General features: G+C 65.2%; 10 protein-coding genes. 2 read left to right on the forward strand and 8 right to left on the reverse strand.

What is annotated here, in order from left to right; all coding sequences use genetic code 11:
- The first annotated feature begins 67 nt into the window (after positions 1-67).
- Positions 68-1,273, forward strand: a complete 1,206-nt coding sequence (locus tag JQ632_RS01470; protein WP_212400478.1) for a glycosyltransferase family 4 protein — start codon at positions 68-70, stop codon at positions 1,271-1,273.
- Here the strand turns inward: JQ632_RS01470 and JQ632_RS01475 are convergent.
- The 7 genes from JQ632_RS01475 to JQ632_RS01505 form a co-directional block, all read right to left on the reverse strand.
- Positions 1,203-2,360, reverse strand: coding sequence for a glycosyltransferase (locus JQ632_RS01475; protein ID WP_212400479.1), 1,158 nt, complete (start codon positions 2,358-2,360; stop codon positions 1,203-1,205). The genes JQ632_RS01470 and JQ632_RS01475 overlap by 71 nt on opposite strands.
- Positions 2,353-3,354 carry a polysaccharide deacetylase family protein gene (locus JQ632_RS01480; RefSeq protein WP_409363462.1) on the reverse strand — a complete coding sequence of 334 codons (1,002 nt, stop codon included), beginning with the start codon at positions 3,352-3,354 and terminating at the stop codon, positions 2,353-2,355. The genes JQ632_RS01475 and JQ632_RS01480 overlap by 8 nt, the downstream gene beginning before the upstream one ends.
- Positions 3,351-3,620, reverse strand: coding sequence for a hypothetical protein (locus JQ632_RS01485; protein WP_212400481.1), 270 nt, complete (start codon positions 3,618-3,620; stop codon positions 3,351-3,353). The genes JQ632_RS01480 and JQ632_RS01485 overlap by 4 nt, the downstream gene beginning before the upstream one ends.
- 170 nt (positions 3,621-3,790) lie before the next feature.
- Complete coding sequence (locus JQ632_RS01490; protein WP_212400482.1) at positions 3,791-5,170, reverse strand: O-antigen ligase family protein; 1,380 nt, start codon at positions 5,168-5,170, stop codon at positions 3,791-3,793.
- Positions 5,167-6,324 (reverse strand): glycosyltransferase, encoded by a 1,158-nt coding sequence (locus JQ632_RS01495; protein WP_212400483.1) that lies wholly within the window; start codon positions 6,322-6,324, stop codon positions 5,167-5,169. Before JQ632_RS01495 ends, JQ632_RS01490 begins: the two co-directional genes overlap by 4 nt.
- Positions 6,321-8,576: an exopolysaccharide transport family protein gene (locus JQ632_RS01500; RefSeq protein WP_212400484.1), complete on the reverse strand. Its 2,256-nt coding sequence runs from the start codon at positions 8,574-8,576 to the stop codon at positions 6,321-6,323. Before JQ632_RS01500 ends, JQ632_RS01495 begins: the two co-directional genes overlap by 4 nt.
- A gap of 28 nt (positions 8,577-8,604) precedes the next feature.
- Positions 8,605-9,762, reverse strand: coding sequence for a glycosyltransferase (locus JQ632_RS01505; RefSeq protein WP_212400485.1), 1,158 nt, complete (start codon positions 9,760-9,762; stop codon positions 8,605-8,607).
- Between the two features lie 720 nt (positions 9,763-10,482).
- On the opposite strand from JQ632_RS01505, the gene JQ632_RS01510 reads away from it, so the two are divergent.
- Positions 10,483-10,824, forward strand: coding sequence for a hypothetical protein (locus JQ632_RS01510; protein WP_212400486.1), 342 nt, complete (start codon positions 10,483-10,485; stop codon positions 10,822-10,824).
- Here the strand turns inward: JQ632_RS01510 and JQ632_RS01515 are convergent.
- A complete protein-coding gene (locus tag JQ632_RS01515; protein WP_212400487.1) occupies positions 10,798-15,459 on the reverse strand; it encodes a GAF domain-containing protein in 4,662 nt (1,553 codons plus the stop codon). The genes JQ632_RS01510 and JQ632_RS01515 overlap by 27 nt on opposite strands.
- Between the last annotated feature and the right edge of the window lie 523 nt (positions 15,460-15,982).

Consider the following 15,982-nt stretch of genomic DNA (forward strand, 5'->3'; position numbering starts at 1 on the left):
AACGCGACTGCGAGAATGTCACGCAAACTAGAACGAATTTGCAATGCGAGCTTCATAGATAAGCCCAATGACCCTTGAGATCGTCCAGGTCGTTCAGGAACTCAGCAGCGCCGGCGGCGTCGAGACCGTCGCCAGCGAGCTCGCGCGCATCTTTAACCGGAACGGCTTACCAAATGTTGTGCTGGCGAGCGCAGTCAGCCGCGAGCTTGAGCGCACCGCCAGCATCGAGCGCGTCATGCCCTGGCTGTCGCGGATCCCGACCCGCGGGCCGTTCCGCCATATCGGCCGGGCGATCGTGGTGCCGCTGTTCACGCTCGCGGTGACCCGCGCGCTCAGCCGCCATCCCGACGCCGTCGTGATCAGCCATGGCGACAGCCTCAAGGGCGACGTGCTGGTCGTGCACGCCGTCAACGCGCAGAGCCTGGCCGAGAAGCGCAACGCCGGCCAGTGGCGCTGGAGGCTCAACCCCATGCATCTGTGGGTGAGCCTGAGGGAGCGCTGGATGATCGGCGGGCTGCGCTATCGCATCTTCGTCGCGGTGTCCTCGCGTGTCACGCAGGAGCTGCAACAATTCTACGACGTGCCCGCCTCCCGCATCCGCGTCATCTCCAATGGCATCGACCTCGATCGCTTCACGCCCGATCCGCTAGGCGGGCGGGCGATCCGCGCCGAATTCGGGATTCCCAACGACACAAAGTTGCTGCTGTTCGTCGGCCACGAATTCCATCGCAAGGGCCTGGCGCTCGCGATCGCTGCGCTGGAGAAGCTCGATGACGATGTCTGGCTGCTCGTCGTCGGCTCGGACGACCCTGCGCCCTATCGAAAGCTCGCGCACAAGGCGCGTACGCGGCTGATCTTTGCCGGCCACCGCTCCGACCTTCCGGCCATCTATTCGGCCGCGGATGCCTTCGTCCTGCCGACGGCGTATGAGACGTTCTCGCTGGTCTGCATGGAGGCCATGGCCTGCGCGCTGCCGGTGTTCGCGACATCGGTCGGCGGCATCGAGGAATATCTGGCCTGCGGCGTGAACGGTTTTCGGATCGAGCCGGACGCCGACGCCATCGCGGCCACGATCGCTGACGCACTTGCCGACCCTGATCTCATGACCCGCATGCGGGAGCGCGCTCGAGAGACCGCGCGCAACTATAGCTGGGAGCGGGTCGGTGCGCAGTATATCGAGCTATTGAGGCAGATCGACGCGCTCAAGCATGGTGGCGACGAGATGCTGGAAGAGCGAGCGCCTCCACTGCAGCCCGACACGCCGTCACGATAGCGCTAGCCACCGCATCGTAAGTGAAGCGCTGTTCGACGTTGCGGCGCGCCGCCTGCCCCGTCGCCTGCACCAGCGCGGCGTTGTCGGTAAGGCTGGCGAGCAGCTTGCTGAGACTATCCGGATCGCGCTCCGGCACGATCCAGCCGCCATCGCCGACGACGTCGGGTATCGCACCGCAAGTCGACCCGATCACGGGGATGCCGCAAGCCTGCGCCTCGATGATCACGCGCCCGAACTGCTCGCGAACGGCCTTCGTGGTGCGGGTCAGCAGCACCAGCGCATCGAGGCCGCGGATAAAGTTCGCGACATCGGCGGGCGCCCCCCAGCCGCGGAAATCCACCCGCCCCGCAAGGCCGAGCTCTTCGACGCGCTGGCGCAGCCTCTCCTCATAGAGACCCTCGCCCATGATGCTGAACGAAACGGACGAGGCGCCGCGCGCCATCGCATCGAGCACGTCGTCGAGGCCCTTCTCCTCGATGAGGCGTCCGACATAGCCGATCCTGAACGATTGTCCACGCGCCGGGACACCGGGGGAAAAGGTCTTGAGATCGACACCGTAGCCGATCGGCGTCACCGGCCCGGCATAGCCGCGCGCGCGGACGACCGCGGTGGCATCGGGGCTGCGCGACAGTACGTGGTCGGTGTGCCCCAGCACGTGCTTGCGGATCGATTCGAACGGCGGCGGCAAGCGCTTGAGGATGTTCTGGTCGACCTCCAGCACCAGGGCTGCGCGGCGCCTGAGGAGCTGCGCCTGAAGCGCGACGACGCTCCACGGCTCTTCCCAGAGATGGATGACGTCCGGATCGAGCTCACGCAACAGGCGGCGCAAACCGGGATAGAAGTGGAGATACCAGTTCATCGGACCCGCATGCGGAATCCGGATCGGCAGCACGTGCACCGATACCCCATCGGCCTGGAACGGCTCGGCCGTCATGGTGCGGCCGAACTCCTGCCAGGTCGCCGGCATCACCAGATGCATGTCGACGTCGGGACGGGACGCGAAATGGCGATAGCGCAGCCGCCCGGCCTCACTGCTGACAGCCGGGTGTGCGATTGACACGATCCGCAGCGGCGCGCCGTCAGACACGCCCCAGCACCCTTGCCGCCGTCCCGGTGAAGCCCATCAGGTGCATTTCCATCGCGGCGAGGCTGCGATGGCCGCCGTTGATGGTGTTGCGCGGCAGGCTGAACGCGTCGCGCCCGCGGCGCACCAGGCCCTTGCGCGTGGTGGCGGCGCTGCGGAAGCCCGCACGCTGCGCCAGCTCGAAATCGCGCGGGCCGCAATCGACGGCCCGGCCGTAAGGAAACGCGAAGTGCTCGACGCGGATGCCGAGGCGCTCGTTCAGGCGGCTACGCGACTGCTCGAGCTCCGCCATCGCCGCTTCAGGGTCCAGCGAGGAAATGCGTGCATGGGTGACGGTGTGCGCTCCGATCTCGAACAGCGGATCGTGAGCAAGCTCGGCCAGCATCTCCCAGGAGATAGCGTGCTTCCAGTGCACGGCCTCGATATCGATCCCATTGGCTGCGCAGAACGCGGCATAGTGCTTGTCGGCTTCGAGACCATCCCAGGATGCAGCGATGCGACGATAGGCCGCCCGCCTCGCTTCGCCGCTGTCGAGCACGACTGTTTCATCGCCCACCCGCACGAGGTCGCGATTGAGCAGCGCGTCTTCAAGCCCGGACGACCAGAGCGACAAGGTTCCGTCGGGAATTCCGGTGGTGACGAAGAGCGTCAGCGGCACCTGATGCTTTCGGAACAGGGGCGCGACCACCTCGAACGTGTCGCGATAGCAATCGTCGATCGAGAAGTTCACATAGTTGCCGCGGTCGCCGCTGGACATGCGGCGCTGCGCCTCGCTCATCGTCACCACGTCCCAGCTCTGCGCGGCGAGATAGGTCAGGAATTTGTCGAGGAACGCGACGTCGATGTAGAAATTGCGATTGGGCAGCTCTTCCCAGAGGGCCGAAGGCGCGGCGCGATGAAAGGTGAACAGGCAGCCTCGCGGTCCCAGGGCGCGGTCAGTCGCCTTGGCAAACGGCAACGCAAGTGCACTGGCTGTCGCGAACAGCAACACTTTCAACTCAGCTCCCAACTCACGCGCAGTGTCCTGCACACACGGTTCAGAACCGTCAGTCCCATGTCGGGGAGCAGGAGCCCGACTGCGAAACCGATGCAGGCGAGATAGGCGAGCCCCCCGATGAAAAGTCGAACCGGCAGTTCAGTTAACGAATTCTGAAGCAGCAGGTTATGATCGAGCAATAGCAGTGCGAGCAGCAGCGCAAAAGCCTGGAGTGTTAGGGCGTATCGTCGCTGCGCGCGCGTCAACACCTCGACGCGCGGATGCATGATGCCACCATGAGCGTTTCCAAGGCGAAAATGCGATGAAATCTGCTCGGATGAGCCTGAATCGACCACACGCTTGGGTTAACGGACATATTAACGATACACGTAGAAACACGGAGGGGCACTGCAAGGACGCGGCGATTCCACGGCGTGAGCGCGATACCGCGCAGCGGTCATTCGACCGATCCCTCGATCAGCCTGGGCGTCGACAGAACGGCAAAAGTCCAGAACAGGAAGCCGGACTCGCCGGAGGTGATGTTGGCCAGCGGCAACTGCGCCAGTGCACCGAGCGCGAGCGCGCCGACGATGACGGCGTCCGCGCTTCGATCGGCAAAGGCCGTGCTCACCGCGTTGCCGATCGACCAGCATAGGGCGGCGAGACAGAGGCCGCCGACGATGATCCCCATCGAAAGCCAGCAGGCGATGATCATGCCGTCGATGGGCATCGCGCCCGCCGAGCCGACATCCGTGATCGTGAAGCCGGAGCCGAACAGCGAGGAGTCCGGCAATTTCCACAGCGTGACGAATTCCTCCAGCCGCTCCTGCGCGCTGCCGTCCTGGGTGCCTTCGCCCAGCGTCGAGAGCCGCTCGCCCACGACGTCGCCAAACGGCGTCAGCGTCGCCGCGAGCACGAGCGCGACGGCGGTCCCGATCAGGATCATGCTCGCCCGGCGCCGCGTTGCGGAGAACAGCAGGCAGAACAGGATGCCCACCGCGAGCGAGATCCACGCCGTGCGGTAGAGCGACAGCAGCAGTCCGAGACCGGCCGGCAGCGCGATCAGCAGGGCCGGCCAGCGCTTCTGCGAGAAGGCGAGCAGGAACAGCCCGACCGCGGTGAAGCTCGCATAGCTCGCCGGCGAGTTCATGGTTGAGAAGGAGCGAACGCCGTAGGGGATCGGCTGGCCGATCGACAGGATTGGCGCAAGCTGCATCCAGTACTGGTCCCAGGCCGGCGGATCGACGTATTGATAGATGGCGTAGAGCCCCGTCACGGGCAGGATGACCAGAAACGCCGCCGTCGCCGCGTCGATGAGCTCGCGCCGGTCGGCGCTCAGCATCAGCACCGCCGCATAGAGCAGCGGCGCCAGCCATTTCAGCGTGCCCGAGGCGGCATTGTTCCAGTCGGCCTGCGCCATCGACAGCATTCCGGCATAGATCACGGAGCAGGCGACGATGCCGAGCGGCCAGAACCATCTGGCCGGCACGTCCTCGGTCTCCAGGAGCCGCGGCAGATACAGCACGGGAACGAGGATCGCGAGCAGTGGCCCGATCAGCATCAGGCCGAGCGTATCGAATCCGATTGCGAGATCGACCAACCGGCGTACGAAGGGCGCGAACGTGAAGAGCACCAGCGCGGCCTGCAAATGCGCCGCAGCGCCCTGACGCCACGCGTACCAGCCGACGGCACCGCAGCCGAGCACGAAGACCAGCCGCGACAATCCGCCGAGCGTGCCGCCGAGGCCCGCGACGACGGCGAGCATGAGCACGGCCGCGAGCCAGCCCGGCAGCGGCCACACACCGTGCCGTTGCGAGGAGGCAAGGCTGGCGCTCATGCCGCGGCTCCGGTCTGGGCCCTGCGGATTACGAGCCCGATCGTGTCGAGCATCTGCTTCAGGCTGTAATGCACGCGGGCGCGGACCGAGGCATATTCGAGCTGGCCGGAGAGCTGCTCGGGCTTTGCCAGCACGGCCGCAATCGCATCGGCGAGCGCACCGGCATCGTCGGGCGGCACCAGCGTGCCGGCCTTGCCGCCTTCGAGGATGTCGGGCGCCGCGCCGGATTTGGTGGCCACGACAGGCACGCCCGCCAGCATGGCTTCGACGAGGGTGCGGCCGAACGGCTCCGGATCGATCGACGGATGCACCATGACATCGACGGCCTTCATCAGTTTCGGCACATCGTTGCGGTGACCGAGGAAGCGGACGCGATCTCCCACGCCCAGCTCGGTAACCATCTTGTTCAGTCGCGCGGCATAATCCTGCTCGCCGAACAGCGCATCGCCCACGATGATGCAGTTCACGCCGGGAAGTCTTGCAACTGCCTCGATCAGCACATGCTGGCCCTTCCAGGCGGCAAGGCGGCTGAAGACGCCGACCAGGGGCCCTGCGGGCAGGCCAAGCCTTTGCCTGAGCTCGCCCGGCGAGCTCGGATCGGGCTGAATGGCAAGCCCGTTCGGCACGACGTCGATGAGCTCGCGCTTGCCACCCGCCTCAATGAACGCGGTCGCGGCAACCTCGGAGGGGACGATCACCTTGGTCGCACAGGCGTTTGCGAGCAGCACCTGGGCCCGCCGCTGTGCGGCACCGAAATGATCGGAGCTGATGATGTCGTGCAGGTGCCAGATCAGCGGGCGTCGCGCGATGCGGCTTGCGATCGCCGACAGGATGAAGGCCTTTTGCGAATTGGCATAGACGATGTCGTGCCGGCGGGCCGCGCGCGCGATCTCGAACACGATGGCCGCCATGCGCCCCGCGAGCGGAACTGCGCTCAATGGCGAGCTGTCGCGATGGAACTGCGACAGGCCATTCCCCCATTTCGACGCGATGAGATTGAGCCGTTTGTCGGCGATCGCCTTGCTCAGCGGCCCCGTCTCGAACAGGAAGACCGAGGACTGCCGCCGTCCGTCAACGACGTCGAGCAGGATCAGCTCGGCGCCGCCGATCTGCCCGGTGTGATCCACGAACAGGACACGCTCGCTCGACATCATCCTGCCCTAGCATATGCTTCGGTCGGGACGAACGCCGGCTGATAGGCGTTGCTGCGCTGGCTTTCTTCCATCGTCACCGCGATCACGACGCTGCCCGCGCCGAGCGCTTTCACTTCGGCGACGACAGGCGCGGCGCGCCCCATCAGCGAACCGTCGCCCTTCAGGCAGACGATGGTGTGGTCGATATCAGCAAAGTAGTTTCCGGCATTGAGCGGCATCGGGCTGTCGATCAGCATGACATCGTAGCTGCCGACATCGCCGAGCAGATCGATGAGTCGCCTGCCGAACAGCATGTTCGCGGCTCGCGCGCCTGCGCCGCCGGACACCAGCACGTCGAGATTCGGCACCGCGGTGCGGACCACCGCATCGCGCGCCGTCATCGGGCCGGCGAGCACGCCGAGCAGGCCGACGCCGCCCTCGATGCCGAGCGCGGCTTCAAAAGCCGGATTGAGCACGTCGCATTCCACGGCGAGGACCCGACAGCCGAATGCCGCCAGGTGCTCCGCCAGCGCCAGCGTCGTCACGGTCTTGCCTTCTCCCGCGGCCGGGGACGTCACGACGATGCGCTGCGCGCCTTCGGCGGTGCCGAGGCGCAGGCCGAGCTTGAGATTGTGCAGCATCCACTGGAAGTCGTCGTCGCTGACGGCGAGCCGCAGCACTTCGAGGATCGGCAGCTTCAGATGCGCCTGGAGGATGCTGCTGACGGTCCAGGCCGGCTGCTGCTCGCGCAGCCGCGGCAGGCGCGCGATGATCGGCGCACCGGTCATGGCCGAAAGCAGCGAGGACCGCTCGACCGGCATCGCGACGGGCGCCGCAGCCGGCGGCGGTTCGTCCCTCGACACAGCGGCTTCCTTCGTCGCGGCTGCTTCGGTCGGCCGTGCCGCGCGCGACGGCGCGGGCTGCTCTGCGCCTGCGGGGCTCGGGCTGAGCCGCTCCGCAAGAAGCGCGGCGGCAACGCCGAGGATCAGCGCCAGTGTCGAGCCCGCCGCGAGGAACGGCAGCTTCTTGGGGAAGAACGGCTTGTTCGGCAACTCGGCCAGGCTGACCAGCCGCGTCGAGCCTTGCAGCACGCGCCGCTCGGTCTCCAGCTCGCTCGCCTTCTTGTAGAGCTCGGCATATTGCTGGCGCTTGATCTCGGTGTCGCGCACCATGCTCTCGATCGAGGCTTCGTCCAGCGTCGCTGATCCGGCCTCGGCTTTCGCCGTCTCCATCTGCTTCTTCAGGGACGCCACGAGGTTGTCGTTGGCGTCATAGGCCTTCTGCGCGCTGGCGGCGATGTTCTCCATCTCGTCGGCGAGCCGCTGCTGGATCAACCCCTGCTCTCGCGTGAGCGCCATGATCGAGGGGTGCCGCGGCCCCAGCACGCTGGTGGCGCTGGCGAGCTGCGAGCTCACCGTCGTCAGTTGCTGCTTGAGATCGGCGATCGACCGGCTCGACAGCACCGACGGCGCGTCGGTCAGGCCGCGCGCCTGCTGCGACTTGATCTCCTGCAGACGTGCGGCGGCCTCGGCCCGGGCCGCCTCGGCCTGCGAGAGCTGCTGGCCGATGCTCGACAGGCGCTCCGAGGTGATGGGCGCGTTGGCGCCGCGCATCAGACCCTTGGTGCGGCGGAATTTCTGGATCTTCTCGTCCGCCTGCCGCAACTGATCGTCGAGCTGGCGCAGCTCCTGCCACAACCAGGTCGTCGCCACCTCGCGGCTGTTGGCGCCTTCCGTGCGCTGGTCCTCGAGGAACGCCGTCGTCAGCGCGTTGGCCAGCGTCTTGGCGACCTCGGGAATGGCGGACTGGTAGGAGATGTTGATGACGCGCGAGCGGCCGGCCGATGAGACGGTGAGATGGCTGTCGACATGCTCGATGAACGCGGTGCTGTCCGTTCGCAGTCGCTGGCAGGCCTCGCCCGAGCCGAACAGGCGGCTGCGCTCGCACTCCTGCGTCACCGCGTCGAGCACGCCCGGCGCATTCATCACAATTCGCATCAGGCGCGGCGAGCGAATGACCAGAAGCTGGCTTTCGAGGTCAGCCGGATCGCCGATCTTCTGCGCCCATGCCGGCGAGGCGTTGGCGACGCCCGGCTCCTGCTCGGCGACGATGACGGATGCGGTGGCGAGATAGCGGACCGGCAACACCAGCAGCGCAACGATCGTGAGCGCGATCGTGCCGAGAAATGCCGTAGCGAACAGCCGCCGGCGCCGCCAGATTCTGCCTAATGATTCAAGACCGGAAAAGACCTCCGATGCGCTCGCGTGCCTCATTCTCTTGTTCTCGGCACAATCGCGAGCCCTATGCGATCAACCGAGGCGTCTCGAGCCCCTGGTCTCCCGCACGGAACCGCTCCAATTCCTCGTTCACGGCCGCAACGAACTGGTTGCGGAATCTCTCGGCCGAGAAGAGGGTCGCGCGCTGGCGGCAATCCAGCCGCGAGATCGTCTTCTCCCTGGCGACAAACGACCGCACGCATTCCACGATCGACTGCGGGTCCGGCTTGTCGAAGAACATTCCGGTCGGACGCGGTCCGGACGCGGCAATCGACTCGCGCGCGCCGCCCTTGCCGAGCGCGAGCACGGGCGTGCCTTCCGACTGCGCCTCGACCAGCACGATGCCAAAGTCCTCTTCGGCGGCGAACACGAAAGCCCGCGCTGTGGTCATCAGGTCGCGCAGATCCTTGTCGGGCACGAAGCCGACGAACTTCACGTTGGGACCCGCAAGATTCTTCAGCCGCGCGGCCTCGGGGCCGTCACCGGCGACGATGAGCTCCAGATCGGGCATCTCGTTGAAGGCGCGCACGATCGGCTCGATCCGCTTGTAGGGAACGAGCCGGCTCGCCGCCAGGAAGTGGTGGCCGACCGGGAGGATGACGTCACGGTTGGCGAGCGTCACCGGCGGATAGATGACCCTGGAATCGCGACCGTAGGTCTTCCTGACGCGACGGGCGACGAACTGGGAATTGGTGATGATGGCGTCGGGGCCGTGCGCCGTGCGCGAGTCCCACATCCGCATCTGGTGCAGGATCGCCCGCGCGACCGCGCTTTTGATGCCGGACTCCAGCCCGCTCTCCTTGAGATAGACGTGCTGCAGGTCCCAGGCATAGCGCATCGGCGAGTGCACATAGGCGACGTGCAACTGATCCGGCCCAGTGATCACGCCCTTTGCGACAGCGGCGCTAGAGGAGATCACGAGGTCGTAGCTCGACAGGTCGAACTGTTCGATCGCGAGCGGCATCAGCGGCAGATACGAGCGGTGATGCCGCTTGAGGAACGGCATCTTCTGCAGGAAGCTCGTGTGCGAGGTCTCGAAGCCGAGCTTGCGGCGATCGTCCTGGCTGAGCAGATCGAACAGCGTGAACACGTCCGCGTCCGGATAGCACTTCAGGATCTCGCGAAGAACCTGCTCCGCGCCGCCTAGAACGTAAAGCCAATCGTGAACGATAGCGACGCGCATCTTGATTCCCACAAGCCAGGGCAATTTGATGAAACCCTTAAGGGACCGGCGCGCGCGCACAACTCGTTCCTAAATTCCTAGTTAATCTGTCCTGCTTTCGTCCCTGTTTTTTCATCGTTAACAGGTAAGAAATTTTTAAGTCTTGGTTTTGCGGTTCGCGCGCAGCCGATGCGTGTGGAAGCTGCGTCGAATGCGGAGAAATGACGTCGGAACGATGCAGTTCTGGCTCTGAGTTGCGAACCGTAAATGACCTTAGTTAATAGGACATTTCGCAATCGCGAAGATTTGCCGCGAATACCTTTAGCCTTCGAGCGAAATCGTGACACGATGCGCCTCGATTGACGCTCGATCTGCTGCGCGAAAGCACGATTTCGTGAGCCGGAAGCCCCGCGTGCGACCGTTCACCGCGCCCCGTCGACCTCGCCTTCGGCGTCTTGACGTCAGGTAAGCATCCGAAGTCGCAATCGCCGCGGATCTTACCGAATGGGCCAACGTTCAAGGCAACCATGACGCGGCGATTGCCTTGCCGACCCGCGGCCCGGGCGGGTAAAAGAGCGGCTGTCAGTCGGCATTCATGTCCTGCGACGGGCGCGCGTTCGCGTCCGATAGCGTCGCAGCGGGCGTTTGCCCGCATCGCGCAATCGACATTCGACATCCGATCGGTTGCTTGAAGGCGATGCCCGATCCGGTTTTTCACGCGTGACGGGGAGTTTTGCCGGAATGCATCAGGCTGCGGGCCTGCAGTTCGAGCGCATGATGGACGAGCTCGCGCGATGGCGCGCGGTGCCCGGCGACGAACGCTCGCCTGCGCCCGCGTGGTGGTGGGGCTCCGCCATGGCCGTCCTCGACGTGCACGAGCCGATGAAGCGGGCGTGGTGTCGTCAGCTTGGCTTGCGCGACGGCTCGAGCCTGGCGGATGGCGCCCGCGCCGTTCTGGCGCTGTTCGGCGAGCAGACGTCACTGCCCTGGGTTCATGACTTTCCGCGCATGAGAAACGATGCGGACCGCGAGGTTCGCGATCTGCAACCGCAGCCGTCAGACGACAGCGCGTTTCAGCCGTGACGGCACGCCACTGCCGTCGTCCGGCTCCTGGCTCGGCTGCAGCGGCGGGGCAAGGGGAAGGCTCATCGGCCGCAGCAATTCGGCCATCTGTTGCGGCGGCAGCGGCTTTGCGACCAGGTAGCCCTGCATCTCGTCGCAGCCATGGGTACGCAGGAAAGCCTCCTGCTCGGCGTTCTCCACGCCTTCGGCGACCACGGTCATGCCAAGCGCCTTGCCCATGCTGATGATCGCCTGGGCAATGGCCTGGTCCTCGCTGTCATGCGGCAGGTCACGCACGAAAGAGCGGTCGATCTTGATCGTGTCGATCGGAAAATGCTTCATCAGCGACATCGAGGAATAGCCGGTGCCGAAATCGTCGATGGCAAGGCGGATGCCGCGGCTCTGGATGGCGTCGAGCACCTTGAGGGCACGGCCGACATTGCGCATCATCATGCTCTCGGTGACCTCGAGCTGCAGCAGCACGGGCGACATGCCGCTCGCCGCAAGCGCTTCGTCGACGTCCTGCAGGAGATGCTCGTCGGCGAACTGCCGCGGCGACAGGTTGACCGCCATCGACAGCGGCAGGAGCCCGCGGCGCTGCCAGGCCATCGCCTGCGCGCAGGCTTCCTTCACGACCCAGCGCCCGATCGGCACGATCAGGCCGGTTTCCTCGGCGAGCGGAATGAACTGCGCCGGCGACACGTTGCCGAGTTCGGGATGGCTCCAGCGCAACAGCGCCTCCACGCCCGTGATCTGGCCGGTCTCCATGTCCACCTTGGGTTGGTAGTGCAGCGAGAACTGGTCGCGCTCCAGCGCCCGGCGCAGCGCGCTTTCCAGCGACAGCCGCTCGATCGACTGCGTCTTCACCTCCTTGGAGAAGAAGCGGTAGCCGTTCTTGCCGTCTTCCTTGGCGAGGTACATCGCCATGTCGGCGTTCTTGGTCAGCGTCTGGGCGTCGGCGCCGTTGGCCGGAAACATCGCGATGCCGATCGACGCCGTGGTGTGGCATTCATGACCGGCGAGCTCCATGGGCTGGCCGAGCGCGGCGAGCAATTCGGTCGCGATCCGCTGGACGTCGTCGATCTCGCCGCACTGGTCGAGGATGACGACGAACTCGTCGCCGCCGAGCCGCGCCACCACGTCGCTGGCCCGCAGCGCCTTGCGCAGCCGGTTGGCGACTTCGAGCAGCAGGAGGTCGCCGGCCTCGTGACCGAGCGAATCGTTGATCACCTTGAAACGATCGAGGTCGATGAACAGCACAGCGAACCGGCGCTCGTAGCGGTGCGCCTCCTCAATCGCCTCGCGAAGCAAGCCGTTGAAGGTCTCGCGATTCGGCAGATTGGTCAGGCTGTCATGCGAAGCCAGATATTCGATCCGCTCGTCCGCCCTGTTCTTGGCGTCGGCGCGGTCGAAGTTCTCCATGGCGAAGGAAACGTTGTCGGCGAGGCGCTGCAGCAGCTCGACGAACTCGCCGGTGAAGGTGTCTTGCTCGGTTGACATGTAGATCATGACGCCGACGGGCTGGTCGCGCACGACCAGCGGGAATGCGGCGCCGGACCTTGCGCCGTCGTCGCGGACGATGGCGTGGAAGGCACTGACGCGATTGTCGTTGAGATAGTCGTGGCTGATGCAGGGCTGCCGGGTCCGGAACGCGGTCCCGCTCATGCCACGACCTTCCGGACGCTCGGGGTCGATCGAGAGCCTGACGTTGCGCGTGGTCTCGGCGGACGGTCCGGCGGCGGCCACGATCTCGAGCTGGTCGGTGTCGGCCTTGGCGAGCGCGATGGTGGTCGAGGTAAACTTTGCGCCGTTCGACACGGCCTGGCACACCAGCTCGAACAGCTCGCTGCGGGATTTCGCCCGCATGATCGCTTCGTTGGTTGCGCTGAGCGCGGCAAACATGCGCGTCAGGCGCTCCTTCTGCACCTCGGTGCGGGCCTTCTCCTCGACACGATCGAAATTGTCGAGGGCAAAGGAGACGTTCTCCGCCAAGCGGGCCAACAGTTCGATCATGTCTGGCGTAAACATGTCAACTTCGGGTCCATGGAAGAGCAGCGTGCCGATCGGCTCCTCGCTCCGGCGAAACAACGGGAAGCTCGCGATCGAGCGGGTGTCATCCAGCGTCGCCTCGCGCCGCCAGGGCGCGGAAGCCGGATGGTTGAGGTAATCGTTGATCACACTGGGGCGACGCGTCCTCAGCGACGTCCCGGATACGCTGAAGCTCTCGGGGTGACCGGCGGAGACATTGCAGGATCGCCCGAGCATCTGCTCGTATTTGCGTCCTCTCGCTGCGACGGTGCGAAGGATTTCGCGATCCTGATCCAGCAGGCAAATCGCGGTTTTCCCGAACACGCCTCCAAGAACGGCTGCCTCGCAGGCAGCCTCGAACAATTCGTCGCGAGTCTTGGCCCGCATGATGGCTTCATTGGTGGCGCTCAACGCCGCGAACATGAGCGTCAGGCGCCGCTTCTGCTCCTCGGTACGAGCCTTCTCTTCGGCCCGATCGAAATTGTCGAGCGCGAAGGAGACGTTTTCCGCGAGGCGCTCCAGCAGCGCGACGAGGTCGGGCGTGAAGGCGTCTTCCTCGGGCGCGTGAAACAGCAGAACGCCAATCGGCTCGCGGCCGGCGCGAAGCAGCGGGAAGCTCGCCGCCGCACGGGTGCCGTCCTCGACCGCCATCGACCGCCAATGCGCCAACCGCGGATCGTTCAGATAGTGGTTGATCACGCAGGGCCGCATCGATCGCAGCGACGTGCCGATCGTACCCTCGGCCTCGGGATGGCCGGGCGCGACGATACAGGTCCGGCCGAGCATCCGCTCGTGGTTGCGTCCCTTTGCTGCGACGACGCGGACGATCTCGCCGACCGGATCCAGCAGGCCGATCGTCGTCGAAGCGAACATGCCGCTCAGCACGGCCGCCTGGCAGGCGACCTCGAACAGCTCCTCGCGCGTCGTGGCGCGCATGATGGCTTCGTTGGTGGCGCTCAAGGCCTGGAACATGCCGCTGAGCCGGTTGCGCTGCTTCTCGGCTCTGGCTTTCTCTTCCGCCCGGTCGAAGTTTTCCAGGGCGAAAGCGACGTTCGCCTGCAACCGCTTCAGGAGCTCGACGAATTCAGGGGTAAACGTATCGCGCTGGAACGAGTGGAAGAGGAAAATGCCTTCCAGGCGGTCACCGTTGAAGAGCGGCAGTGCGGCAGCCGATGCGATTCCGGCGCGCCGTGCGCTTTCACGCCACGGCGTCATGCGCTCGTCGGTCGACATGTCGTTGCTGACGCAAGGTTGCCGCGTGCGAAATGCGGCGCCGCTCAATGCGCGTCCCTCCGGGACCTTGTCGGTGGTCGCCAGCTTGAAACCTCGAACCTCGCCATTGTTCGGGCCGTAGCTGGCAACCACCCGAAGCCATTCGGAATCCGGAACCGCAAGCGCAATCGAGGTCGAAGCGAATTTGGCACCCTTGACCGTCGCCTCGCAGACGAGATCGAACAGCTCGCCGCGCGACCGCGCCCGCAGGATGGCCTCATTGGTCGCGCTGAGTGCCGCGTACAGGCGCGCGAGGCGATCCTCCTCCTCCGCAATTCTGGCCTTTTCGGTCTCGCGGTCAAAATTCTCGATGGCAAAGGAGACGTTCTCAGCCATGCGCACCAGAAGCGCGACGATCTCGTCGTCGGTCGCCCAGGACTGGCTGATGAAGAACACGAGGACGCCGACGCTCTCGCCACGCTTGATAAGGGGTGCGACGACGCACGCGACGACACCGGAGCTGATATTGGCCTGCTCCCACACCGTTCCCTTGGTGCGCGCGGCAAGGTCGTGTTCGACGACCGGCTTTTGGGTGCGAAACACCTGGCCAGAAATACCGCGGCCGAACGGACTGTCCGGGTCGATCGAATAGCGCGCCTTGGTCACCAGCTCGAGATTCTGGCCCGTCGCGGCAACCGGCTTCATCCAGTGCGAATTCGGTTCGCGCAGCAGCGCGATCGTCGCAATCGATTTTCCACTGAAGACGGATGCGTCGCAAACCCGCTGGTACAGCTCGAGCTCGGTCTTGGCGCGCAGGATGGCTTCGTTCGTCGAGCTGAGGGCGCCGAACATCCGGTTCAGCCGCCGCATCGCACGCTCGCCGTTCTGGCGCGCGGTCTCGCGCTCGAAATTCTCCAGCGCATAGTTGATGTTGGCCGACATGCGCTCGAACAGCGAGACCATCTGCTCATCGAGCGCCCCCGTCTCGTATCGGGTCACGAACAGCACGCCGACGCTGCGGCCCTGGCAGATCAGGGGCAGGGCCGCCGCCGCACCAATGTGGTTCTTGACGACCCCGTCACGCCAGGCAAGCGAGCGCGGATCGTTGAGATAGTCGTTGCTGATGCACAGCTTCTGCTCGCGGAAGGCATACCCGCCGACGCCGGATCCTTCCGGCGTCCCCTCCTCGGTGGTGATCACGATCGAGCGCAGCCGCGCGATGTCTTCGCCGCGGCCGGCCACAAAGCGCAGCCGCCGGCCGTCCGGTTCGACCAGGAACACGGAGACGGCCAGAAAATCCCCACTCGAAAATCCGGCGTCGCAGACCCTTTGGTACAGCTCGTCCGGCGATTTCGCGTAGAGGATCGCTTCGTTGATGGCGCTCAACGCCGCAAATGTGCGCGCGAGGGTCTGCAAGGTCCTAGCTCCCGGGCATTCCTGCCTTTTTTCCCGGACCCGTTATCTCGGGCAATCACCTAAGTGGTCGTTATTGCGCCCGGCAAACCATTCATCACAGTGAACGAGCTGCGAACGCAGGACGCGAAACTATTGGGAAAACTACGGTGAAGGTATCGCGCGGAGGGCGGATCGCGGACGAAGGCGCGCAGCTCTACGAATTTGCAGCCCTGCTTTGGTTTACGGGAGATTGATATCGCACGGGCGCTTTGAGACGATAGCGGCCAACAATGGCGCCCGCCAAGGGCGACCGCCCGAGGAAACGTCATGCCGATCCTCCAGGCCGATCGCCTCACCCGCCTCTGTACGGCGCTGCTCAGGGCAGCAGGAGCCTCCGCCGGAAGTCGAGCATCTGTGCGAAGTCGGGCGCTGGCAGAGCGGCATCGAGATCGAGGACGCCACGTGGGAGAAATTCCGGGCCCTCGCCCGCGACTACAAGCTCGACAAAGAACTCGATCTCGCCTGATCCGGACAAGGAGAGCAA

Origin of the sequence: Bradyrhizobium liaoningense (assembly GCF_018130955.1) — a bacterium.
Taxonomy (GTDB): Bacteria; Pseudomonadota; Alphaproteobacteria; order Rhizobiales; family Xanthobacteraceae; genus Bradyrhizobium; species Bradyrhizobium liaoningense_C.

Coding starts and splice junctions, on each gene's coding strand:
- JQ632_RS01470 (WP_212400478.1), top strand. CDS start 68: ATGACCCTTGAGATCGTCCAGGTCGTTCAGGAACTCAGCAGCGCCGGC.
- JQ632_RS01485 (WP_212400481.1), bottom strand. CDS start 3,620: ATGCATCCGCGCGTCGAGGTGTTGACGCGCGCGCAGCGACGATACGCC.
- JQ632_RS01490 (WP_212400482.1), bottom strand. CDS start 5,170: ATGAGCGCCAGCCTTGCCTCCTCGCAACGGCACGGTGTGTGGCCGCTG.
- JQ632_RS01495 (WP_212400483.1), bottom strand. CDS start 6,324: ATGATGTCGAGCGAGCGTGTCCTGTTCGTGGATCACACCGGGCAGATC.
- JQ632_RS01500 (WP_212400484.1), bottom strand. CDS start 8,576: ATGAGGCACGCGAGCGCATCGGAGGTCTTTTCCGGTCTTGAATCATTA.
- JQ632_RS01505 (WP_212400485.1), bottom strand. CDS start 9,762: ATGCGCGTCGCTATCGTTCACGATTGGCTTTACGTTCTAGGCGGCGCG.
- JQ632_RS01510 (WP_212400486.1), top strand. CDS start 10,483: ATGCATCAGGCTGCGGGCCTGCAGTTCGAGCGCATGATGGACGAGCTC.